The organism is Bacillus sp. FJAT-29937 (assembly GCF_001509555.1).
GTDB lineage: Bacteria > Bacillota > Bacilli > Bacillales > Cytobacillaceae > Cytobacillus.
Genome location: NZ_LMAS01000009.1, coordinates 42,101 through 65,894, shown reverse-complemented (window position 1 = coordinate 65,894; position 23,794 = coordinate 42,101). Strand labels below are relative to the sequence as shown.

Genomic DNA, 23,794 nt, shown 5'->3' with positions numbered 1-23,794 from the left:
ATAATAAAAAAACCGCCGCAGCGATCATTTCTTTAACTCTTGCACCCGTTAGTTCAATAAGTTATCGTGAGAATCTTTTAAGCATTTTTTATAGATTTAATTACGTCATCAAAGTCTTTAAATTCCTCGCTAACAACAAAAAAGTGTTCATGAGAACAAACTGCAAGCCAAACATCATCTCCACTAAAAAACATTAAGTCTTCTGGTAAGGGTGAAATCCAATCAAATAATGAATTGCTTTTCGTTTTTAAAAAATGCTTTGTTTGTTCATTTAACTCATAATAAAATACATACGCTGTTGCTTCTAAAAGTTTAGTTACTTCCCATTCTGATTGTTCTTTCCTTTCAAAAAATGACCCTTGAATATTTCTAACTAATTTATAATGGTATTCCATTGCCAATTCTTCGTCAGCCATCATATCTCTTCTTTTGACAAATGCAAATGTATCACATTTTTTCAAGGCTAATTCAATTAGAGAACGATAATCTTCGCCTTTTATGTCTTTATCGTTTATTACTATCACATTTTATTCCCCCTTCCGAAATCCAAGATAACCTTTATTGAAGTAATCTGCCATTTACTTCAATAAGAAAAAGCCATTCTCCTTCTTGAAGAATAGCCCCCCGTTAGTTAAATAAGAAAATCTGTATCAACCATCCCTTACTCCCTATCCTTTTGAGTACCCACCGTAATGTTTACCTAGTTCATCAAGTCGCTTTTTATTTCAAATATCTTGGTGATTTACTGTATAAGTTCATTTCCTTTAACGTTATACGCTTTTATAGCGTATGTTGTTAGTTTGGTAGAATATAATTCTTCGATCGAGACAACAAATAGTTTCCCCTCTTGATAAAATATGTTTTGGATGTCCCCGCTCATGGCATAACGCTTTTCTCTCTCCATTGATTTGTAATTGTAAACATCAATATTACTACCATTACTTGTATAGAAAAATCCTTCCTTCATGTTAAAGGTAATTTTTTCAAAATTAGAATATAGCTTTGTTAGATACCTCATATTCATTGGTTTGGCATCAGCAGCAATCATAACGACACCAGAATCGTTAAATATATATTTTCCGTCGGGAGAAATGGTGATTTGTTTTGTAAGCCGATAATCATCATAGTCGGGTGAGTCGTATCCGGTTGATATTTTACCATCTACAATAAAATAAGATTCGATATCTGTTGGACTAAGAGCCATAGTAGTTGCGTAAAGTTTGTCTAAACTTGGGTGCATCTCTAAAAAACTCTTTTCATAAACTAAGCGACTCTTCGATGTTTCAAGTAGAGTTTCTCTTGAATACCCTTTAATATTTCCCCATTGTCCAGAACCACTAGATACATAAATAGACTTTCCATCTGCAACAATGTCAAATGGATCCATATCAATATCAAACTGTTCTGCTAATGTAAAGGTATCAGTATTAATAATGGCAATGGCCCCTTCTTGATCTTCATTCCACCAATAAGAACTATGTATACCTTTCAATAGGGCGACATAAAGCTCATTATTATAAAAATAGATTCTTTCAGGTACTAAGTTCATTGTAAGACGCCGAATTTTCCCTGTTGCCCAATATCCATATGCTTGCATAGAAAATCCGATCACAAGAATAAAATTGATTATTATTTGCAATTTCGTTATATGTAATTTTGGACTTTCTTTACCCATAAGGTAATCTCCCTGCAATAGTTTTTCCAAAAAATCATTATCCTTATTAAAGAATTCCCCATTAGTAAGTAAATCCCTTCTCAATACCATCTTACATTAATATAAATATCCAGTTTCTTTTAGAGGTGTTGTTCAATTTTCTGGCCCTTTTCATGAAGAAAGACGCTTTCCTTATTTCAGAAAAGCGCCCAATTGATGAATTGAAATATATGATGGATTAATAAAGCTACTCCTTCAAGAAGACCGTTCCCATTCTTTTCGTAAAATCCCCATTTTAATAGCATCAAAGTATTCACCATTCACCATTCTTGCTTGCCTTATTCTTGCTTCTTCTTTCATCCCTAATTTTTCTGCAACCTTTATCATTCGTATATTTCCGGACCAAGTTGAAATCCCTAACCGATGCAATTCAGTAGAACTGAATAGGAAATCAATCCAAAGCTTATAAGCCTCAGTACCGTAACCACCATTCCAATAATTTTTATCATAAATCACGATACCAGTTTCTAACCAATTAGTGTTTTTATCCACCCAATAACAGCCAACTGTTCCAATCAACTTATCTCCCGCAAAAATGATTAGGGTATTGGGAATGTTGGGGACAATTTCATAGTTTTTCTCCCAATCTATTTGAAATTGTTCCTTTGTTATGTAAGGTTCCGGTATGTAGGGGCCATTCCATTTCTTGGCTTCTTGTTCCTTTTCTTCATATTTCCAAAAATATAATTCATCAATATCTTGTTGAGTAGCTTCTCTCAACTCAACTTTTCGTCCTTCAATTATAATCATAAAAAGTATCTTCCTCCTATCCCAACACCTATTACAACTAAAACTACTAAAGTAATTAACGCCTTTTTCATAATTTCCCCTCTTATTGTTTATAAACATCCTTTCTTTAACTCTACTCCCCCGTTAGGAAAAAGAACTCCCGTTTTTTTTGTAAAAAAAGGTACTCTTCGTTAGGTGACTAAACCCTATAATTAGCATTAATAATCCAAGAACCATTTAAGTACCCCCTCTTTTACTTAAACTATCCCGCTAATTAGTCGAATATTTTTAGCAAACAGATCTTTAAAGAAAGAACCCGATAGTTGAATAAAATATTATTATTTATTGTCAAACTCCTTGAACTTTCCCCAAACTTCTTTTTGTGTTTCTTTATGAAAGTATGATAACCCCTCGGACCATAATTTCATATTTTCGCCAAATTCTGAATCAATTAGCGTTAATACTTTCCTTATATTTCTAAATAGGCAAGTCGCATTTTGATCCCATAAAACATTGGTAAATAGGCAATCATTATAATTAGTAACCACCCCATTTAACACACCCCTTAATTTCTTCATAATGCTGTTTCTCCCACAAACCATCCGCATTTGATGAAAAGATGCCTTTTTGAAATTCATACTTTTATTCTGCTGGAAAATGAATACAATTGTTAAAACCAATATTCCTTTAATTACGATTACTTTTTTCTTCAAACATGTCACTCCATTTTTGAAACTTCAACAGTCACTGTTTTAAAATAAAGCACCAGCTAGTTGAACAAGAAAAAATGGCTGCCGATAAGACAACTATATATTGAGTAAGACTACTTCAGCTGGGGAGTATATATTTGGGATGGTGTGATTTCATCATCAGCATATTCCCCATTAATAAACAAGGACGTGATTAGATGAATCAAAGTAACGAACGCAATAACTTTGGTGGAAATGTAGAAGAAAGTGACAACACTCAAGCTGGTAGTAATGCTAACCCAGATGCGAATGACTTTGGTGAAACAGCCGGAACTTTTAATGGAGCCGTTGCGGGTGCTATGATAGGTGCTCCATTTGGACTAATTGGTGCTGTAATAGGCGGTGTCTCGGGCGGTGCTATTGGTAACCAGATCGTAGAGGGGGCTGAAGTTGATGACAAAACAGCTTCCATAAACCGTGATGAGAGCAATAATAACTCTTAAATAAATAGCGTGCACTTTACAAAAATGTATTTGTATGAATCTCACCAAAAAAAGACCGTCAAAAAGACAGTCTTTTTTTACTAAAGCACCCTTTACTTCAATAAGGCATTACATATGGGCAACCGCAAAAAGAATACTTATTGTTATATATCCGACAATTAATATCCCATAAAGGCTCAATATGGTTTTTTTGAGTCGTCCTTTCAGGCTAAATAATGCTAATAAAACAGAAATTCCTACTGCAATGATTAAAAAAGCAGTGACTATCGCTCCAGATACTTTTCCTATTAGAAAAATTTGCATAATTAAAAAGGCTGAAGTGAAAATGATGATTGATACAATCCCTAAATATTTTCTCAATTTTATCACCCACTTCCTCCTCAATTTTACCACATATAGCCATATCTTTATTCAACTATCCTGCCAGTTAGTGAAAATGCGACTACTTGTTTAGCAATCGCACCCTATAGTTTAAGTACAATCCTTCACAATTTAAAATACTATTTTTTCGTTACCTTAGTATATAACCAAGGAATCCCAACAAAGATAAAAATTCCTGAAAGAAATGATAGGAAGTTGAATTGACTTATAACCTTCAACAAGAAAAGCACCGTTAACGCAACTACGACAAATATCCTCCAATACAGAATTAAGTTTTTCAAAAACCTCTCCCCTTTTTTTGCATCGGAAAGCCGTTTCAATATAGATTACCCCAAAAATTTTAAAGACTTATTGTAGTAAATTCATCATCTAATTAATAAGTTTTTTTCTAATGTATCGTCTAATGTCCAACCGGGAGTTTCTGCAATATACAAATAAAGTAACACAAATAAAACAAATATATATTGAAATAAGTACCCAAAGAGGAAATTAAATACAGCAGTTAGAGAAAATCCCAAAATTCTAATTCTAATCGCATCCTTTTGGAATTGTCTTAAATTAACCTGCACCTTTAGCAACAAAAAGCGACTGCTCTGTTGAACTATCGCACCCGTTTTGTTGAATATCGTTATTGGACTAAAGCCTGCGTTAGTGCAATGGTGTTTTCTTTTTAGTACAGTTACTTTTTATTTTCGTAATCATTTAGGATTGTTTTTATAGTATTAAATGATTCATCTGCTATTCCTTTATCAGAATGTTTATTATAATTGTAGGTTATTAAAGCCTTCCATAAAGCCCAACCTCTTGCTTTATTCCAAGTTTCTTCAACGAAATTTAATGCTTTTTTAAACACCTTTCTGCTACTTTCATCAAAAAAAGTCCAAGCTATTGCAGCATCACACGAAGGGTCCCCTACACCCAATATTCCAAAATCAATAACTGCAAACATTTCCCCATTTTTGATTAATATATTTCCTAGTGCTATATCTCCGTGGACCCAAACTGGTTCATTAGCCCATTTTGAAGCTAATGCCAATTCCCAAATTTCCTTTAATAAGTGTTTATTAAAAGTATTGATATTATTAATAGCATCTCTACACTCTTTATCGTATACAGAAATGTCTCCGCCTCTATTAAAATTATGTTCTCCAGCTAAGGGACCACCAGTAACGTCAATAGATTGCAAGTCAACTAAAAACCTTCCCAAATCTTTTGCAAATTGGTTTATATCATCTATATTTTCTAAAGTTAATGTCTCTCCATCCAGCCACTTGTTAACAGACCAAGGATATGGATAATCCTCATTTGGTAATCCTTTAGCTAATGGTTCAGAAATAGGTGTAGAAAGCTGCTTAGCCAAAATGGGTAACCATATTTGTTCTTTTTCAACTTGGGGAACATAGGCTTCATCACTTGGTAACCTAACGCTCATACTATTACCTAAGTGAAAAGTTCTATTATCATTCCCACCTTTTTTAACAGGCTTAATATCCAAATTAGACCACTCTGGGAATTGTCAATTTATTAACTTCGAAACTATATCTAAGTCGATTTCTATCATTTTATATTCTCCTATAAATTTATTGATTCATCACCCAAAACCTACTAATAGTCGCAAATTTATTTGATAAATACATCCACATCAACCCCTTTAAGTTGATAACTTTATAATACAATATACTTCCTACAATGATTTCTTGTTCAACTAAACTGCCTCTTTATTTAAAGTATTCAACAAAAAAGGGGCTTAATCCTTTAATGGATCAACGCCCCCGATGGTTGAATAATTTCATTGATTTTTGATAAGTTGTTTTAATAAATCCACTATTATATCATGGCGAAAACAGTTTCCAGTGCCCTTCGGAAACAACTTCGACCGCTCCATCAATCACTTTGATTGCGGTTTCATCATCTATTGCATACGCTGGCCCTTGCATTCCGGCTGCCCATTTCTCAGCAGAAGCCATCGTGTTTCCCGGCAGCAACTCGTGATCCAGGTGCGGAAACATTGCAAAATTGACCAAACCCAGCGTTTTATCACCACCGTTGAGTGGCGTCCAACCAACGAAGTACTCTCCGATATTAGGTGCCATCACCATGCTCCCAGCACTCATCCCCACATAGACTGCATCCAGCGATGGCAAGAGGTCTGCTATCCCGGATTGCCGCATCCAGTGGTACAGGTAGAGGGCGTCGCCGCCCGCCACCAACAGGACGTCCGTCTCTCGGACCAGCGGGACCCAGCGGTCTTCATCGATGCTTGGCAGCGCTGTAAGCTCCAGCACGCCTACAGACTTCCAACCCAGGTCGACCATGTGATCGGATTTCCCGCTGATGAACTGCCAGGCGTTGAGACCGGGGCCGACCCAGGGATGACCGTACAACGCAGTGGGAATGCAGAGGGCGTTAGACTCGGCAATAGGTTTATCCAACATTTCTACCAGTGAGTCGTGTATGCTCTTGTTCTTGATGCCAGCAGATGTAAGCAGAAGTTTCATAACTTCACTCCTTTTCAAGATAAATTCTCTATCACTTCTTGAGTTCCTTCTTTAACCTGTCTCGTTAGTTAACCAAGATTAAAGCAGTTTTATCAAACCTATCTGTAATATAGTGATAAATTTTATGAATTTGGCGAAAAACTCTTTTCAATTTGAGTTTTAATTGTTATTATTCCTATAATAACGGTAGGAATAGTGGTGTTTTCAAAAATGTCTTTGTATGAAAAATTACCAAATGATTTTTTGATTCAATTTTATTATGAAGTGAGGATAATGATTTCAAAAGGATTAGTTTCTAAAAATATGTACTACGAATTAGGACTAATAATTGCAGCTGCTTCAAAAAGAGGGATACTATTGGATAAGCCAAAGGATTTTGAACAACACATTGTCCACAAATTATTAATAGAATTAAGTAACTAGAGTTCCGCCGAAATTGAGATCTTCCATTAAACAAACTAAACAAGTTACTTATAAAATTTTATTGAAAGTCAAGAAAATAATTATGAAAACCTATAATTAAACGAATTATTATAATGTCACACATTAGATAGGGTAAATGGAAAGGATAGATGAACTGGAGAGTGTACACGTATATATCTATCCTTTTGTGCAACCGTTAGTACGAAGTTACTGTCCTGCCGACACAATCGTACCAGTTACTTCAATAGGTATCTGTTAATCTTCAGCCAAAATGATGTTTTTAAAATGTATTTAAAAGTTATTCCCCAGGCATCATCCCTATCACTTCTAAAGTATCAGGGTCAACAAAACTAGTGGTTCAGCAAGTTCATCAACAATTGTAACTACAAATATTTCTTTTCCAATATATAATTCGTCTAAATTTTTATATCTGTCATCAGCAGTAATTTTTTTCACTGATGCATTTTCCCAATCCGTTGCTGGATAAAATTCGGGACTCCAATCCTCTTGTTCCATATAATCCATTACCGCATTTCTGACCTCATTATCTATGTCTTTTTTATTAACTTCATTATTAACTTCATTACTTTCCACGTCATCTTTTGCACAACCCATGACAAAGAGTGAAAAGAAGATAAGCATAAAAGACCAGATATGTTTCACTTTCAAAAACACTCCCCCTTTTAAGCAGCTTTGAAATACCTTGCAACTGTTGAAGGGTAATGAATTGTGTAATCATCAAATAGACAGTTTGTGAAAAGGTGTACTTAAAGTAATACGTGCGAATCCTTGAATAAGAAGGGATTGCTCTTTTGCTTATTATAGTAAAGGGCAGTTTAATTGAACAGAGGAGTAACAAAACTAATGTCTAAAACTACTTATACGGAAGTTCCTTCTTCAATCAATCTTAAATGTTAGCACAAGAAGACAGGGATCGCCCGCAGCCATCTCTTCTTTAACTCAAGCACCCGTTAGCTTAATAAGAAGATGTAAATTATAAACAGTAAAGAAATCGCTATGATAGATTTAATCCATAATATTTTTTTACTTATACCAGCTTTCCCTTCAAGATAATTTAAGTAAATCATTGTTAAAGGAAAACCTAACAATGCAAATGAAGAATTCCCACCAATGGTTTCAACATATTTGAATAATCCTACTATAATAATGAGGAGTCCTAGTGTACCAATGGACATATGAAAATATAAAGTTCCTCTATTGTTTTCCTTCAATTTTTCTCCTCCCAGTTATATATCTCTGTTTACTTATTCTCACTTCTTTAAATTAGTCTTTGTTAAACTAAACTGCCCCGTTAGTAAAAAGTTAGACTGCTTCTTGTCCTATAATCGTATCCGTTTGTTTAAGTGCATTTTTTACTTATTCATTGTTTTTAACCTTCAAGCAGTTTCATATAATACAAATCTGTTCCTTCGTTTTCGACTATTAAAATTCCCAAATCTTTTTCATTCTCGCTTGACGAGTATATCTTTGTACCAATAGACAACTTAGTGGCGGTCAAATCCTTAAATCCAAAACTACTTGTCGATTGCTTTTTTATTTCACCTAATAAATTATGTTTGTTATGCCGTTCCTTTTCTTCTTCAAACCATTCAAGTTCTGAAATATTACTATAAATAAATCCATCGTATTGAAAAATATCCGCGCCTGAATTTTGTTTAAATACATCTTTTGCCGATACTTTTCCACCATCGGCTCCGCAGCCTGCTAACAGAAAAAGAACTAAAAACAAAGGTATCAACAGTTTTCTAATCTTCATAATAATTCCCCTAAAATATTTAGACGTTTTTTATTTATTCAAGTTCCTATTGAAGTATCCTGCCCCGTTAGAAAGAAACCTTTCCACTTATTGTTATATACTAATCAATGTTTAATATCATCTTTAGTAAAACTTACAATTACTATATACCCGACTGCTATAATCCCACCAAGTCTAAATACATCACGAGTATGGACAAGAAAATCTGGAATAGGATATGAAAATGGGAAATACCAGAAAAATGTAAGATAGAGTAATGGTAGACCAATAACTATTAACTTTTGAAAATTTATTTTCCACTTACCTGCTTTCATAAACTCTTTAATTAGTAACGGCAGGCCAAGATAGACTCCAATAGGCAAATAAGTTAGTGTTGCATAAATTGACCAAGGGACAACTCTGTATGTTTCCTGCTGAATGCGTTGGAAATAATAATGTATCTCACCTAAGATAATTAACAAAACGATAAATCCAATAACAAAGATAAGATTTTTCCAACTAAATTTCATGGGATCTCCTCCTTATCTTACTCTTCAATTCGTTTTTGTCACTATCCTTACTTCAATAAGAAAGAGCCATTCCCCTTCTTGAAGAATAAGCTCCTTTAGTTAAAGTATATTCCTTCCCGATTTTTCCATGTTCATATCTTCTGCTGTGACCAAATTTTATAGATAGTTTGACCGTCTATTTTTATTTTTTCTGCACAGACTTCGACTTGTACATTGTTATAATCAGCCCATTGAGGCAAAAAAGCTGCTAAATATTTAATTACTTTCTCATCAAGTGATGCATATCCTATATCATTTTGATTACCGAAATAAGCAACAAAATCTGAATATAACGCATCTGCCCATTCTTTAGCTTCAAACTCCGAATCAAAAATACGGTTATCCTCTTTGTAGCCACCATTTAGCCATTTAACATTGTCCATTTGTAGTAACTCACCCTTTCGCTAAAAACCGATAGCTATTTTCCAAAGCGTTGTTAGGTATCCGCCAGACTTTGGCGCTGTCTGTGGAATTGGCTGATAAAATGCCAAATCTGGCTGACAAACTATTCAAATTGGCTGACAAAGTACCAAATTTGGCTGACAAACTATCAAATCTGGCTGATAAATCTTGCAACCCCCTCAAAAAGTGGGATTTTTATTCTGCATACGGGGATTTTAGTGGCCTGATTAGGGTTAAATAAAACTTAATTACAAATTAAGCAAATTAAGGCACTTTTTCCGTGTGATTTTGCATTTTCTTTAGGATATATGGACAATATTTAGCGAAACTGCGAAAAAAAATAAAATTAAGTATTACTCCAATTGTTCTATACTTTCTTGCACGATCGCCACCATATCATCTTCGGCACCAAGACTAAAGTTCAAAAAAACACCTTGTCCGCCGCCAGCACCAATGGCTGAAATAAAAATATTATTGCTATTACCTACTACAGTCAGGCTCAAACTTGCTCTGTTTCCATTTCGCATAAAGTATTTATCATACACTCGAACTGCTATTTTAGTATCTCCAATAGTGTAGTTGCTTTCGTCAACTAATCTCATACTTACTCCACTATTACCAATATCGTTTTCCAACCGATTAACCACTTTCTCAAATTGACCAACAATTGTCTTTTCATACTTTGCCAAGATACCCCATCCTCCCCCATAATTAATTTTCTTGCTATATAATACGATTGTTCATTATCGACGGTTTCTTGTATGGATTTATTTTATTGAACTGTAAATTAGCGGTAAATGCTGATCCCGGTTGTGATTTATTATTGAATAAACCTGCCCTTACAATAAGAAATGCTATTCTCTTTCTTGAAGAATAGCACCTGCCCAATGAGTTTTTAATTTATTTTCCTAAACATTTATAAACCCTTCCAAATAAGATACAGCTTCCCCAGAAATTTTTACCGTATCTCCTAAATCAGTACAATATAGCTTTCCGCCTCTTTCTGATAATTGCAAGGCGACAAATTCATTTTTATTCAATTTATTCTTCCAATACGGAACTAATGTACAATGAGCAGAACCAGTAACGGGGTCTTCATCTACCCCTGCCTTTGGTGCAAAAAATCTTGATACGAAATCTACTTCTTTCCCTTTAGCTGTCACTATTACACCAAAGGCATCTAGTCTTTTTAGTTCATCCATATTTAATTCGAGTTCTAAAATATCTTGTTCTGTGTCAAATACCGCCAAATAGTCTCTTGCCTTATAGACCTCTTTAGGTTCCTTGCCTAAGCCTTTAATCAGTTCCTCTGGAGTATCACATTTTTCACCTTCTCTAGAAGGAAAACTCAATGTAAATAAACCGCCATCCTTGGATACTTCTAAAAGTCCACTTTTTGTATGAAACTTTACATTCGTTAAATTTTCATCTAAATACGTGCATATTACATAAGCAGACGCTAATGTTGCGTGTCCACATAGGTCTATTTCCCCTTTTGGAGTGAACCATCTTAACTCATATTCATCATCTTTTTTTACAAAAAAGGCAGTTTCAGATAAATTATTTTCTGCTGCAATCTTTTGCATTAGATCTTCTTCTATCCATTCGTTTAATGGACATACTGCCGCTGGGTTTCCTTTGAATTGTTCATTTGTAAAAGCATCAACCTGATAAATTGGGATTCTCATTTTCCTAATCTCCTTGTTGTTCAATTAATCTAAAACCGTTTATTCATATAATGAAAACCCGTTATTTCTCCCATAGCTCAACCAGTCTGCCTTCAGGATCTTTAATCCAAATAAACTTACCATATTCACTAATCTCTTTCTCCTTTGCAAGAGGGACACCAATTTCTTCAAGGTGCTTAATAGTCTCGTTTAGATTATAAACTTGGAAATTTAACATCACTTGCTGTTCTGTCGGGAAGTAAGGGTCATCTTCAGTAAAGAATGAAAAGATCGTTTTATTTTCTGAATCGGATTTAATAATGGTCCCATTCCAATTATCCATTTCAATCTTCAACACTTCACTGTACCATTTTTTTACTGCATCTAAATTATTAGTCCTCCAAAAAATTCCCCCGAAACCTTTTATCATCATAATAAACTCGCTCCCATCCTAAATTGATTTTTCCATTTAACTAAGAAATTCAAGAAATAAAAACAAATTCCTTCTTCATACAGGTAGTTATACAAGCATATTGTTATTTCACTAAAAAAAGAAGTCTATCGCTAGACTCCTTTTGACACCTTTATTTCAACTTCTTGAAGAAACATTCCGTTTGCATTTTGTAAGGCCTGACCTTTGCTGTCCATGGAAACTTTTGGAAGTTTTCCACAGGAAAAACTCTCCTGTCTGCACATAAAATTATATTAAGATACAATGCGAAAAATGTTGATTTTTGTATAGGTAAAAAAAGCCCTTTCAACATGCGTATTGATTCTTCATTTAATTAAACGTTTGATTAAAAAAAGCTATTTAAATGTATAGTTGCTTTCCAACTTGTAATTCAATTTTCTCTAATCGTCCCATCAACAATCTTTTTCAAAGTGATCAAGCAACGCACGCACTTCATCTGTTGATTTCGTGTTCATCAATTGATTTCTTAATTCGCCAGCGCCACGGAATCCTTTGACATAAATTTTGAAAAAGCGGTGAAGCCCTGAAATGGAACGCGGCAGTTCTTCCGCATATTGGTCTTGAAGATCAAGCTGCAGTCTTAAAAGATCAAGGTATTCTTTCGTGCTATGTTCCTTTGGCTCTTTTTCAAAGGCAAATGGGTTTTTGAAAATACCGCGGCCAATCATAATCCCATCAACACCGTATTGATTAGCAAGCTCCAAGCCAGTTTGACGGTCGGGAATATCCCCATTGATCGTCAAAAGCGTATGTGGTGCTATCGCGTCACGAAGTTTCTTGATCTCCGGGATCAGCTCCCAATGCGCATCGACTTGGCTCATTTCCTTTCTTGTACGCAGATGAATAGAAAGATTGGCGATGTCCTGTTTCAATATATGCGTCAGCCAGTCCTTCCACTCATCTACTTCCGAGTAACCAAGTCTTGTCTTCACACTTACAGGCAATCCTCCCGCTTTTGCTGCTTGTATTAAATCTGCTGCCACTTCCGGGCGAAGTATCAGACCGGCTCCCTTCCCATTCGATGTCACATTAGGAACTGGACAGCCCATATTGATATCGATCCCCCGAAAACCAAGTTCAGCCATACCGATACTCATTTTCCGAAAGTTTTCAGGCCGATCTCCCCATATATGAGCCACAATTGGCTGTTCATCTTCCGTAAAAGTCAAACGCCCCCGCACACTTTGCTGCCCGTCTGGGTGACAATAGCTCTCCGCGTTTGTAAACTCTGTAAAAAACACATCAGGTCTGGCCGCTTTACTCACCACATGGCGAAAAACAACATCCGTCACATCTTCCATTGGTGCCAATACAAAAAACGGCCTTGGCAGTTCATTCCAAAAATTATCTATCATATATAAACTCAAACCTCTCTTAGAAAGAGTCAAACTCTCATCTCATATTTACATGGCAAAATGTTTCTGCTTCTTTAAAACATATACCATGCTTTAGCACTTTTTATCAAACGAAAGAATATTTTAAATATTGTAAAAAACAGAGGACTAGCGCGCTTTTATTTTTTACAATGTAAAAAAGCGTACCCGATTGAAGAGTACGCTTAAAACTGAATCATTTAAGTCGCGATTCTAATGAAAGCTTATCTTTAGCTTTACTTCCAATCTAGTTGCTGGGTCTGTATTGGAAACATTTATTGGCAAAGTAAAGAGGTTACTAAATAAAGTGTATTCGCCTGGCTTTTTCCAAGAGTCAAAACTAAATTTATTCAGCTTCCAGCTTATTTCTACTTCATGCTCTTTATCTGCAATATCAACAATGGTTGCTTTATTAGGTAATGCGGCCATAAATTGTTCATATGTGATATCCTTTGAAAAATACAGTGATTCTAGTGGTTTAATTTCTTTTAGCGTATTATCTGTTTTGATTACGATTTTCACATAATTAGCTGTAGTTCCTCTATCTACTACCTTTAATGGATTGGTATTTCCATCATACAAAGTTTCTTTATAAGCGTCGCCAAGCCATATCTTATCCGTATACATTCCTTCAGGTGCATCAAAGTGGATGGTATATTCTCCTACTGGAATATCATTCATATCGTTACGTTGCTTAGCATTCCAAGGGGTACTTCCCTCTCTATATTCTTTCCCTGTTACTTTATTCTTAAGATAGAATGATCCTTTAATATTTTCAAATGGTATCATATTACTACTTGAAGTAGAATCTTTATATAGACTTATTTGTACTTTCCCATTTACTATTGGCGCTGGTTTCTCTCTTACAATCTTTATTTCTTTAACAGTTGTGTGCCCAGCTCCGTCTATTAGCATATAAGTAAAGACATTTTCACCAACTTCTAAGTTCACATCCCATTCTATAGTTTTCTCAATCTCAGAACTATAGTTCCCTTCGTATTGCCCAATATGACTATCAAATTCATACAGTTCTAAATAACTGAACCTATCCTTCATATTAATTTCGAGTTGGGCTGTATCTGAAGAAGCTTCTCTTTCTTTTACCACAATATTTAATTCTGGAGGTGTGGTGTCAACATAGAACCTACTTGCAATACTGCCATTTTTCCCCGATTGCGAAATTACATTTACACTAATGGCATGAGCATCATCTTCTAGGTTAAGGGTTTTGCTGAACTTATATGCAGATCCTGTATGAACAACTGTTCCACTGCTGTTTTTTACTTCCGCATTTTCTACATATTCAACAGCCGCTTCTTGACCATGAATAAGGATCTTTTCAAGATATTTTACATTTGTTACATAACCTTCGAATGAAATTTCAGATTTCGCATATGTTGCTGTTTGTGTAGGGGAATGCATATATATTGCTGGGAAGAAATAATTATTTGCTGCCTCCTCCTCTAGATATTGGATTTTTTCTAACAATGCCCCTAATAATTCTTCGCCTGAAATACGAGCATTTGGTTCCACTTCTTTCACTTTTGCCACCTTATTAATGGCAGCTAATACTGCTTCTTTATCCTTTATTCTTATATCTTCAAATGTAGGTAAAGATTTTATCGCTCCTTCTGCCACTTGAATCATTTCAAGCAATAATAAATCTTCTAATTCTTTTATTCTATTTTCTAATTCTTCTAATTTACTTAAATTGGTCACTAATACTTTTTCCTCAGGTGTTAATGCATCATAATATTTTCTTGCGGCTGCAACCATTTCTTTATCATCTAATGCTAATTCAACAGCATTTGGCAGCTCGTCTATTAATCTTATCGCCTCATTTACACGGCTCTTATCCATTACATACTTTATTGTTTTTGCTAGTTCTACGATTTCAGTTTTTCCGGTAAAGACCTTTATTTCTATTTCAGATGATTTAAATATAGATTTTGAAAAAGATCCATTTTTGTCTAGGTTTACATTAAAGCCATTGACCTCTAAACTTACTTTCGTATTTCCTTTGTAGTTCTTTGGCACTTCTAAAGTACCTGTAATGTCAATTTTCTTACCCTCAGAGTCTATTAAAGTTGGTTCCTTCACCCATTTAATATCGTCTGCCTTTTGACCAAATACAATCGCACTACCCAATAGCATGGATACTGCCATAAGAGCAAATAGTATTTTCCTAATCATCCGATCTCAAATCCTCCTAACGTTTTTTTATTTAATAATAAATATTTCCACCCTCCTTTTCCTATATTTTCTGAATATTCAATTATGTAATGCTTGTCTAAAATATATGATAAAATATTCCATTTTTCAATAGATTTAATCGTAGAATGAGAGTTTCGAGAGGGGAAATTTTTCTGAAATTATATTAAGATACAATGCGAAAAATGTTGATTTTTGTATGGTTAAAAAAAGCCCTTTCAACATGCTTATTGATTTTTCATTTAATTAAACGTTTGATTAAAAATAACTATTTTAATGTCAGGTTTTTTTATAAAAAAAAGCCTTAGCCTAGATATTGTCTAGAGCTAAGGTTTTATAAATAACAAGACAACTAAACAGTCATTTTCCAGCTTGATAAGGTGAGCCAGTTTTCCTTTTCCTTATAGTCAGGCATTATTTTTCCGACAAGGCGCCAGAAGGATCTGTCGTGATTCAGATGAACCATATGGCACATTTCGTGAACGACTACATAGTCAATGACCTCCCGAGGTGCCATGGCCAGTCTCCAATTAAAGGTTAACTGCATCTTTGAATCACAGGTTCCCCAAGTCGTTTTGCTATCCGAGATTCGAATAGAACTCGGTTTTGTTTTGAAGTTGCTTTGATAAGAGGCAATGCTCTTTTCCACTAAAGCCTTACACTGCTGGTAATAAAATCGTTTCAAAGCTTGTTTTATTTTTTCAGTATCAGGCTGTTTTACATATATATGGAGCTTATCATCCTGAAACACCACATGTTCTTGCGTAATATTCATATCTTGGAAGATCTGTATAGGATAATGGTTTCCTAAATAAAGAAAACTCTCGCCATACTCATAGACCTTTTTCTGCGGCCCGAGCTGCCTATCCTTCATTTCTGTTAATTTCTGCTGTATGAGATCCCATTTTTCTTCTACTAATTGAAGCACCTTCTCTTCAGGTGTCCCTTTCGGAGCCTGGACTTCCACATTTCCATAACTATCTATCGTCATTCCGATAGACGTACGATTTTTGTACTTGATTTCCAAACGGATTGTTTCACCTAAGTATGTATGTATCATGTCATCCCCTGTATTTAATCGCCAATCCTTTTAAGAAATTCCTGGCAAATTTATCTCCGCACTCCTTATAATTCTTATGCCCTTCTTTTCTTAATAAAGCGCCCAGTTCTCCTTTTGTCACGGTGATTCCTGCATGGTCGAATATATCCAGCATATCTTCAGTCGTTAATGCTAATGCGATTTTCACTTTCTTTAATAGGAGATTATTAACATTCGCACTTTTCGTTGATGGTTGTGGCGTATCAGACTGCCCTGGCTTGGGTTCTTGCCTTCCTCTTTTATAAATAATTAAACCATTTAAAAATGAATCTAACATACTGTTATTACATTTGATTTGATCGTCATTTTCATCATCATATTCGTCTGATTTTGTGAGAATCTTTACTACTTCTGGCACTGTTACATCCTCTCCGCCAAGTTTAAAGATTTCTGCTATTTCTTTATTTTTAATTTCCAGCGCATATCTTAAGCGGATTAGTATATCGTTATTGTCCACAATAGGCCTCCATATAAAAAATTAGTGTCAATCCTTCATTCCAACAAGGGTACTGACCAATGATAAATATCATACTACCTTATCGTAAATCTAATTTCAAAAAAAAATAGGAAACTCCCGATGGGTTAGTTGCCTACATTCAAATAATCTCGTTCATTAGGGAGCTAAAAAGGCCGGCTGATGAATCTGTAGTAGTGAACCATTCCTTATCCTAGTTAAAAAAACTAAACTGCTGCTCAAAAAATTTCCTGAATACGATTCTAGAAAACCCATGCCATACGTCGTAGTCGTAACCGTAATCACCATTATTTCGATAAGGCGACAAATAAAAGTCTGAAATCAAATAGCATCCCCCCGTATTTTATTTTTTTCATAGGCGGTTAGAATTGGTTCAGACCTATCATGCAGCCAGTTTCTCAAATACACTGGAACTCCATCTTTTAACGAGATGCCCGTATGTCCTCCTTCAAGTGAAATATATGTTTTATCTTCACTTGAGACAAGATCCATAACAGGATAAACAAGTCCCTCAGGTACTAACCTGTCGTATTTTGAAGAAATTACAAGCATATTTGCATATATATTATGAAGGTCCACATTTTTTCCGTTTATTTGAATTCCACCATGTATTAGCTTATTACCTTTTAACAAGTCATTTTTAAATTGTTTTAAAGAAGCACTAGGAAATGGGATATGACTCTTTGTCCAATGATTAAAACGGCGCCAATGATCGACGTATTCTTTGTCATACGACCGGTTTAACAGCGATAAATAGTGACTATAGTAAAGGGGCGATGTTAAAATTCGGACGCCAGCCTCAATAAATGGGGCAGGAACTAAACCAATGGTTTCCAAAAGACGATCAAAGTCAAGATGTCCGTTTTGTGCAGCCATTAACCATTTATCAAAAATGGGAAACGTGGAAAAGTCAATCGGCGTAACAGATAAGATCAAATTCTTAACTGGCTCTTCTGCAATAGCTGTATACATAGCAGCCAGTGTACCACCAAGACAATAACCTATGATTGTTACCTCCTTGGCCATAGAATGTCTCAGGGCTCTCTGAACTCCTTTTTGGATATATCCATTAATATAATCAGTTAGCGTAAAATCCTTATCCTCATACCCTGGGATACCAAAATCTATCAAATAAACATCAAATCCTTCATTTACAAACGCTTCTATTGTACTGGAACCAGGTCCTAGATCAAGAATAAAAGACTGATTTACCATCGAATAGATAAGGATTAATGGAATGTTGTACTTTTTTTGTTTAGCAGGATAATACCATAATGTTGCTTTATTTTTTTTCCAAATTGCTTTTCTTGGTGTAACACCTGATTCCGGCGGCGAAGAAAGTAAAGCATATAAAAAACCATTCCAACGCTCTTTTTCCAACTTTAAATAGTCTTTATCCTGTTTCTTCCTAGACATTTCTTTTTTGACCCTTCGCCACTTTAACATCTTTACTTAATGCTTTTTCAATTGCCTCTGTCAGTTTTAAGATTTGCCCCTCTAAGTTATCTACTTTTTCCTCCGTTTGTATTGTAAGCTTTGCTACATTTGCTACATCATTTTTGGTTGGGATTTGTAAAATATTGAATAATACTTCGATAGAATTTTGTAGTGTTCTAAAATTCCTAGTAAGTAGATCCAAGTGGCCATTTGCTAATTTTACGAGACTTTCATTATTTAATCTGTTCTGAAGTTGTTGATTAAGCTGTTGTTCCGCGGCAAAGCCCGTCTTTTTAAGACTCACATAAAATTCAGCGTTTTGTTCCTTCAGCTTCTTCTCCAGTTTTATTGTCCCTTTCTTTATTTTCTTCTTTTTGTGTTTCATATTTCATTTCCCTCCAATCAGAGTTTAAGAATATCTTTTTTCTTACTCTTCCATTCAGGGCTTGTCTCCTTTTAGTTTTCTATTTGTCTTTCCAGATGAAGAGGGTACTATTCAAGTTTAAACCTGGGCATGAATGCCTCCATCGACCAAGAGAATATGCCCGGTTATATAATCGGAAGCCTTTGAGGATAGGAACAAAATGGGCCCCATTAAATCAGTTTCACTGCCAAATCTCCCCGCTGGAATGTGGGCATGTAATGGATAAGTACTATTCTCTAAAATTCCTTTCGTAATTTTAGTTGGGAAGAACCCAGGAGCAATCGCATTTACCTGAATATTATGTTTAGAGAGCTTAACAGCTAAATCCTTGGTAAAGGTAATGATCGCACCTTTACTAGTGTTATAGGCAATGGTATCCATGACCTTAGGATTCACTCCTCCTAGTCCGAGAACAGAGGCTATATTTACAATCTTTCCGCTCCCCTGGAGAACCATTACTTTTGCTGCCGCTTGACTAAATAAGAATGTCCCCTTAGCGTTTACATCCATGACATAATCCCATTTTTCTTCAGGCAGATCGATAAATGGAGCGGACCATGAAGCGCCGCTATTATTCACAAGAATATCGATAGATCCAAAAGTGTTTACGGCCTCGTCAATGACCTTTTGAATGTCGGCCGCTTCAGTCACATCACATTTTATAGCCAAACACTGAGCACCTAATTGCCTGAGTTCCTTACAAACCTCTTCACATGCCTCAACCTTTCTTGAGCAAAGAACAAGATTAGCGCCTGCTTTTGCAAGGGCAACCGCCATTTGTTTACCGAGACCTCTGCCTCCACCAGTGACAATGGCAGTTTTTCCTTGTATATCAAATAGCTCTTGCAAGTGTCCTACTCCTCCTTCCTTGATTGGAAAAACGATTCTATATATTATAGACAAGCCCTATATTAATGTGCATAATCTATGAATCTAACCTATGCCCTTTTTAATTTTTGTCACTGTCACTCCCCAAAAGAACCGTAAGATCTGATATTATGCTGAATATAAATAGGATGAAATATGTGAGAACACTCCTTTCAGAGGTACGATATTCAAGTGAAGATGCGTATCTTAATACCATAAATTGTATTTTGGCTGATCATTTAAATATGGTTTACTTAAAAGTTTGTTTTGATAGAATTACCATTCAAGTGAGGAAATTATAATATAAGGAGATTTTTAGTAGATTCTGATTATCTAAAACTAGAAGGTGACCCAAGGAAAAGAAATTGCAGTACCGACAATACGATGTATATTAGAAATATTGTTAATGTTCATGTAAAATGAAAATCGGCCCTAAACAGTATTTTTAAATACAAAAAAACAGTTGATATAGATTTTTTCTATAACAACTGCTTTTCTTTTATACCAACTCAACCACGCTACCGCTTCACAAGCCAGTCACTGTTCGCAATTAGTGATGGATGGGGAAAGTGTGTCAGTCCCCTGTCATTCTTATTATCTTTGAGCTAACGCCTAAATACGCATGAGTGCGCCATTAGGCTTTGGTAAATCTTGATCAGTTATCTGATTCATTTTACAAAAATGTTCAAAAAACTGTTGACCAAGCTCTCGTTCCTTAGGGTCACTTTTCAACGAAACGATATCAAGCAATATTTGAGCCATCCATAAATTATCAAAATAACGGTATTTACCTGTGTTCCATGTCATTTTGTGTGGGAATTTTTCATTCACATAATATTTCCAGAAGAGCATCTGATCCGATTCCTGTTCTGTAAGTTGGAGTCTGTATTTGGAATGAGCAGGAATATATCCATCTTCACAAAGCTTACCGATAAAATCTTCATTCACCATATAGACACCTAAGATATGTCTGTCTTCTTCAGGCATACCGGAATCTCTTGCTGTTATCAGGACAGCGCTATTTTGGTGCAAGCGAATGGGTTTGCTTGGCTTTCCCTTGTTATTACCACTTTTTATTATGCCTGAGAAAACCTTCCACTCCGAAAAAGAACTATTCTGTTCTTCAGCATCACACCAAAATACCATTTGTGATTCGGGATGAAGTTTATGATTTTTCATCAGTTTTTCATGTTCCAAACGAAGTTCCTGATTTTTTTGCCGCAGCTTCTTTTCCACTTCCTTCTTCCATTCTTCCTCCTTTCGTTTCATTTCCTTTTTTTGTATTATTTTTTCCAGTGAATTAGCAATACTTTTATCATGTAGTTTTAGATGCTTTCCAAATACATCGGGAAAAACAAACTTTTTATTTTCCGATGCGAAATGTATTTCAATACTAGAATCATTATGATTAACTATACTACCCGTGCCAAAGCGCTTGTGTGTAACTTTCTCATTGATTAGATTCATTATTCTAGTCCTCCTTGTAGAATAAAAACTCAGTTACTATTCGATAGTAAATTGATAATTCTTCAACTTCCTTTAAAGCTCACACGACTGTTTGAATTTTCCTTCAGTTTCACAAGGATATTAAAAAAACGTATCCACAATTCTATCCGCAAAAAAATACAGCAGAATTCGGAATACGATTAAAAAAACAATAATAAGACTATTATAACATTTTTTGAAAATATTACAAATTTATTATTGACAACACATTTTATAATGAGGTAAAATGAAATTTTATTCTCTGTATCTCTTCGAAATAACTATAAAAAAAGGCCCCAAAAAGTCGCGAAACTTCTAGAAAGCCCCAATAATTAATCAATTGATTACGTTCGTTATGTCACTTAGTTTAATTTTAGTAAAGCAACCGCCTCACAATGCATCGTCTGCGGAAACATATCCACAGGTTGCACTTCTATCGTCTTATACCCGCCATCTTCCAGTATCCGCAAGTCTCTCGCCAATGTCCCTGGATTACAGCTGACATAAACGACTTTCTTTGGCTTCATTTCAATAATTGTGTTCAGTAAAGCAACGTCGCATCCTTTCCGTGGAGGGTCAACGACTAACACATCTGCAGAATTGCCCTGCTCATACCATTTAGGTATGACTACTTCTGCTTCCCCAACGGCAAATTCTGCATTTGTAATTCCATTGAGTTCTGCATTCCGCCTCGCATCTTCAATTGCTTCTGGCACAATTTCTACCCCAAAAACCTTTTTCGCCTTTTGAGCAAGGAATAAGGAAATGGTTCCGATTCCACAATAGGCGTCAATCACATTTTCTTCACCGCTTAAATCTGCGTATTCTAACGCTTTATCATAAAGAACCTTAGTCTGCTCTGGATTGACTTGATAAAAGGACCGCGCGGAAATCGCAAATTTTATATCTCCGATGAAATCATAGATGACTTCTTCACCCCACAGAATCCTTGTCTGGTCACCAAAGATGACATTTGTTTTCTTTGAATTGACGTTGTGAACAATGGATTTAATGCCTTTTATTCGTGAGGTGATTTCTTCCACAATTTTGTTTTTATTCGGAAGGTCATTCGTTCTCGTAATGAGCACAACCATAACTTCCCCAGTTACGAGTCCGTGTCTGGCCATAATATGGCGCAGATCGCCTTTATGTTGGCCTTCATCATATGCACGAACGCCATAACGACTGCAGATGTCGATCACAGTTTGAACAACTTCATCATTTTTTTCCTGCTGAATGATGCATTCTCTCATATTAATGATTTGATGGGTGCGCTGCTGATAGAAACCGCCGATGAGGCCTCCCTCTTGCTCGCCAACCGGGACCTGGGCCTTATTGCGGTAGCGCCAAGGCTCTTTCATTCCTAAGACAGGATGGACCTTAACATTTTCCAGCTTTCCAATCCGCTCCAGCACATCCCTCACTTGCTTTTCCTTTGCCTTCAGCTGACCTTCATAACTTAAGTGCTGAAGCTGGCATCCTCCGCATTCCTTGTAAATCGGACATGCCGCCTCAACCCGATATGGGCTTTTTTCATGCAGTTCAACAATCCGGCCGAATCCATAGCCTTTATTCACCTTAATCACTTTAACTTTTGCCTTCTCCCCTGGAAGCCCGTTCGGAATAAATAATGGATAGCCATCAACCTTAGCTACCCCAGCCCCATCATGAGTTAAATCTTCAAAAATCACATCTATATAATCGTTTTTTTGTACTGGTAATGTTCTGCTCATTCGTTTCGTCCTTTTTTTCAGCATTAATAAGGGAAATTGTATCATATTATGGGGGGGAATACTAAATATGAGTGGATTGGAGCCATCTAAATGAATTTTGTCAGCCAAATTGGAGTGTTTGTCAGCCAATTCTAGTGGTTTGTCAGCCAAATCCCATCACTTATCAGCCAATTAAGAAATTCTCACAGAAAAAGCCCGCCCCAATTAGATGACGGGTTCGGTTGATGGGGAGTAAAATGTAAAAAACAGGGAATCAAACTTAATTCACAATCACTCACACATCTCTAACCATTGTTTTACTTTTTCATCCATTTTACTTTGTAAATCCTCTCTACTTCCACTATCTTCATGAATGATCCTCAAATACTTTTCGGGAAACATTTTTTTTAAAGAGGACTGATACAAATTACCGTCTTGTGGTTCAATATATTTGACGACAGAATACTTATTGTCTTTTTCACGTAACTGAATGACGGCGGGTAATGAATGTCCAGCCCGACTTTCCAACCCAGTAGATTTGTTAAAACCACCATAATAAGACCACATATAGACACTTAGAACCCCGTTTGATTCGCTTGTGCCATAAATCCTATGGACTTCGAAATGCTTTTCTATATTAGAATTTATAGAAGAATATTTTTGAATAATGTAATCGGAAATTACCTCATCCATTTCTTCAGTTAAATATGTATCTCCATCTTTTAAATTTACTTCATTTCCGTTACAGCCTGTTAAAAATATTACTCCGAATAATAAAAGTAAAATGCTTGATTTTATATTACTCAAGCTTCATCCCCCCATATTGCAAAAATTATTATTCTAATCAGTTTCGTCAGTTTAATCTAATAAGCATATAAATTCTAATTTCCTTCTTTTAATGATTTCTC

The 23,794-nt window shown here is 35.5% G+C and carries 27 protein-coding genes and 1 pseudogene; 2 read left to right on the top strand and 26 right to left on the bottom strand.

All coding sequences use genetic code 11. The features are described from left to right. Positions 1–77 precede the first annotated feature (77 nt). The 4 genes from AR328_RS17940 to AR328_RS23150 all read right to left on the bottom strand — a co-directional run bounded on the left by AR328_RS17940 (position 78) and on the right by AR328_RS23150 (position 3,156). Positions 78–524, bottom strand: a complete 447-nt coding sequence (locus AR328_RS17940) for a hypothetical protein (protein ID WP_066299170.1) — start codon at positions 522–524, stop codon at positions 78–80. Between the two features lie 218 nt (positions 525–742). After that, positions 743–1,675, bottom strand: coding sequence for a hypothetical protein (locus tag AR328_RS17935; RefSeq protein WP_066299166.1), 933 nt, complete (start codon positions 1,673–1,675; stop codon positions 743–745). A 234-nt stretch (positions 1,676–1,909) separates the two neighbouring features. After that, positions 1,910–2,464 (bottom strand): GNAT family N-acetyltransferase, encoded by a 555-nt coding sequence (locus AR328_RS17930; RefSeq protein ID WP_066299160.1) that lies wholly within the window; start codon positions 2,462–2,464, stop codon positions 1,910–1,912. Positions 2,465–2,781: 317 nt separating this feature from the next. Then, positions 2,782–3,156, bottom strand: a complete 375-nt coding sequence (locus AR328_RS23150) for a hypothetical protein (RefSeq protein WP_066299152.1) — start codon at positions 3,154–3,156, stop codon at positions 2,782–2,784. 194 nt (positions 3,157–3,350) lie between these two features. Here AR328_RS23150 and AR328_RS22895 point away from each other — a divergent pair, with 194 nt between their 5' ends. Then, positions 3,351–3,635 (top strand): hypothetical protein, encoded by a 285-nt coding sequence (locus AR328_RS22895; RefSeq protein ID WP_197414493.1) that lies wholly within the window; start codon positions 3,351–3,353, stop codon positions 3,633–3,635. Positions 3,636–3,743: 108 nt separating this feature from the next. Here the strand turns inward: AR328_RS22895 and AR328_RS17915 are convergent, their stop codons facing one another. From AR328_RS17915 to AR328_RS17895, 4 genes and pseudogenes are all read right to left on the bottom strand, one after another. Next, complete coding sequence (locus tag AR328_RS17915) at positions 3,744–4,004, bottom strand: hypothetical protein (RefSeq protein ID WP_066299150.1); 261 nt, start codon at positions 4,002–4,004, stop codon at positions 3,744–3,746. 131 nt (positions 4,005–4,135) lie between these two features. Further along, positions 4,136–4,297, bottom strand: coding sequence for a hypothetical protein (locus tag AR328_RS17910; RefSeq protein ID WP_156422745.1), 162 nt, complete (start codon positions 4,295–4,297; stop codon positions 4,136–4,138). A gap of 398 nt (positions 4,298–4,695) precedes the next feature. Then, positions 4,696–5,577 (bottom strand): annotated as a pseudogene (locus tag AR328_RS17900) (aminoglycoside phosphotransferase family protein). 271 nt (positions 5,578–5,848) lie between these two features. After that, positions 5,849–6,514: a Type 1 glutamine amidotransferase-like domain-containing protein gene (locus AR328_RS17895; protein WP_066299143.1), complete on the bottom strand. Its 666-nt coding sequence runs from the start codon at positions 6,512–6,514 to the stop codon at positions 5,849–5,851. Between the two features lie 210 nt (positions 6,515–6,724). On the opposite strand from AR328_RS17895, the gene AR328_RS17890 reads away from it, so the two are divergent. After that, positions 6,725–6,937, top strand: coding sequence for a hypothetical protein (locus AR328_RS17890; RefSeq protein ID WP_066299141.1), 213 nt, complete (start codon positions 6,725–6,727; stop codon positions 6,935–6,937). A gap of 327 nt (positions 6,938–7,264) precedes the next feature. Here the strand turns inward: AR328_RS17890 and AR328_RS17885 are convergent, their stop codons facing one another. The 18 genes from AR328_RS17885 to AR328_RS17795 form a co-directional block, all read right to left on the bottom strand. Continuing rightward, on the bottom strand, positions 7,265–7,606 hold the full coding sequence (locus AR328_RS17885) for a hypothetical protein (protein WP_066299138.1): 342 nt from the start codon (positions 7,604–7,606) through the stop codon (positions 7,265–7,267). Positions 7,607–7,908: 302 nt separating this feature from the next. Further along, positions 7,909–8,169, bottom strand: a complete 261-nt coding sequence (locus AR328_RS17880; RefSeq protein ID WP_066299135.1) for a hypothetical protein — start codon at positions 8,167–8,169, stop codon at positions 7,909–7,911. A 158-nt stretch (positions 8,170–8,327) separates the two neighbouring features. Next, on the bottom strand, positions 8,328–8,714 hold the full coding sequence (locus AR328_RS17875) for a hypothetical protein (protein ID WP_066299132.1): 387 nt from the start codon (positions 8,712–8,714) through the stop codon (positions 8,328–8,330). A 104-nt stretch (positions 8,715–8,818) separates the two neighbouring features. Continuing rightward, positions 8,819–9,223: a hypothetical protein gene (locus AR328_RS17870; RefSeq protein ID WP_066299129.1), complete on the bottom strand. Its 405-nt coding sequence runs from the start codon at positions 9,221–9,223 to the stop codon at positions 8,819–8,821. A 131-nt stretch (positions 9,224–9,354) separates the two neighbouring features. After that, complete coding sequence (locus AR328_RS17865) at positions 9,355–9,645, bottom strand: hypothetical protein (protein ID WP_066299122.1); 291 nt, start codon at positions 9,643–9,645, stop codon at positions 9,355–9,357. A gap of 372 nt (positions 9,646–10,017) precedes the next feature. Then, the gene (locus tag AR328_RS17855; RefSeq protein ID WP_066299118.1) at positions 10,018–10,353 is read right to left on the bottom strand and encodes a DUF6054 family protein; all 336 of its coding nucleotides are present in this window, start codon (positions 10,351–10,353) and stop codon (positions 10,018–10,020) included. Positions 10,354–10,572: 219 nt separating this feature from the next. Next, positions 10,573–11,352: a PhzF family phenazine biosynthesis protein gene (locus AR328_RS17850; RefSeq protein WP_066299115.1), complete on the bottom strand. Its 780-nt coding sequence runs from the start codon at positions 11,350–11,352 to the stop codon at positions 10,573–10,575. A 61-nt stretch (positions 11,353–11,413) separates the two neighbouring features. Further along, positions 11,414–11,761 (bottom strand): VOC family protein, encoded by a 348-nt coding sequence (locus AR328_RS17845; RefSeq protein WP_066299408.1) that lies wholly within the window; start codon positions 11,759–11,761, stop codon positions 11,414–11,416. A 434-nt stretch (positions 11,762–12,195) separates the two neighbouring features. Further along, a complete protein-coding gene (locus tag AR328_RS17840; protein ID WP_066299112.1) occupies positions 12,196–13,158 on the bottom strand; it encodes a tRNA dihydrouridine synthase in 963 nt (320 codons plus the stop codon). Between the two features lie 231 nt (positions 13,159–13,389). Further along, positions 13,390–15,369, bottom strand: a complete 1,980-nt coding sequence (locus tag AR328_RS17835) for a hypothetical protein (RefSeq protein ID WP_066299110.1) — start codon at positions 15,367–15,369, stop codon at positions 13,390–13,392. A 370-nt stretch (positions 15,370–15,739) separates the two neighbouring features. Continuing rightward, on the bottom strand, positions 15,740–16,447 hold the full coding sequence (locus AR328_RS17830) for a M48 family metallopeptidase (protein WP_066299108.1): 708 nt from the start codon (positions 16,445–16,447) through the stop codon (positions 15,740–15,742). Between the two features lies 1 nt (position 16,448). Further along, on the bottom strand, positions 16,449–16,943 hold the full coding sequence (locus AR328_RS17825) for a DUF1456 family protein (RefSeq protein WP_066299107.1): 495 nt from the start codon (positions 16,941–16,943) through the stop codon (positions 16,449–16,451). 339 nt (positions 16,944–17,282) lie between these two features. After that, positions 17,283–18,377 carry an alpha/beta fold hydrolase gene (locus AR328_RS17820; RefSeq protein ID WP_066299106.1) on the bottom strand — a complete coding sequence of 365 codons (1,095 nt, stop codon included), beginning with the start codon at positions 18,375–18,377 and terminating at the stop codon, positions 17,283–17,285. Beyond that, complete coding sequence (locus tag AR328_RS17815; RefSeq protein ID WP_066299104.1) at positions 18,370–18,783, bottom strand: hypothetical protein; 414 nt, start codon at positions 18,781–18,783, stop codon at positions 18,370–18,372. The genes AR328_RS17820 and AR328_RS17815 overlap by 8 nt, the downstream gene beginning before the upstream one ends. A gap of 117 nt (positions 18,784–18,900) precedes the next feature. Further along, positions 18,901–19,671, bottom strand: a complete 771-nt coding sequence (locus AR328_RS17810) for an SDR family oxidoreductase (RefSeq protein WP_066299102.1) — start codon at positions 19,669–19,671, stop codon at positions 18,901–18,903. 630 nt (positions 19,672–20,301) lie between these two features. Further along, positions 20,302–21,156, bottom strand: a complete 855-nt coding sequence (locus AR328_RS17805; protein WP_066299100.1) for a malate synthase — start codon at positions 21,154–21,156, stop codon at positions 20,302–20,304. A gap of 380 nt (positions 21,157–21,536) precedes the next feature. Then, positions 21,537–22,907: a 23S rRNA (uracil(1939)-C(5))-methyltransferase RlmD gene (rlmD, locus tag AR328_RS17800; protein ID WP_066299098.1), complete on the bottom strand. Its 1,371-nt coding sequence runs from the start codon at positions 22,905–22,907 to the stop codon at positions 21,537–21,539. 270 nt (positions 22,908–23,177) lie between these two features. Next, entirely contained in the window at positions 23,178–23,693 is a 516-nt protein-coding gene (locus AR328_RS17795; RefSeq protein WP_066299095.1) for a hypothetical protein, read from the bottom strand. Positions 23,694–23,794: the final 101 nt, after the last annotated feature.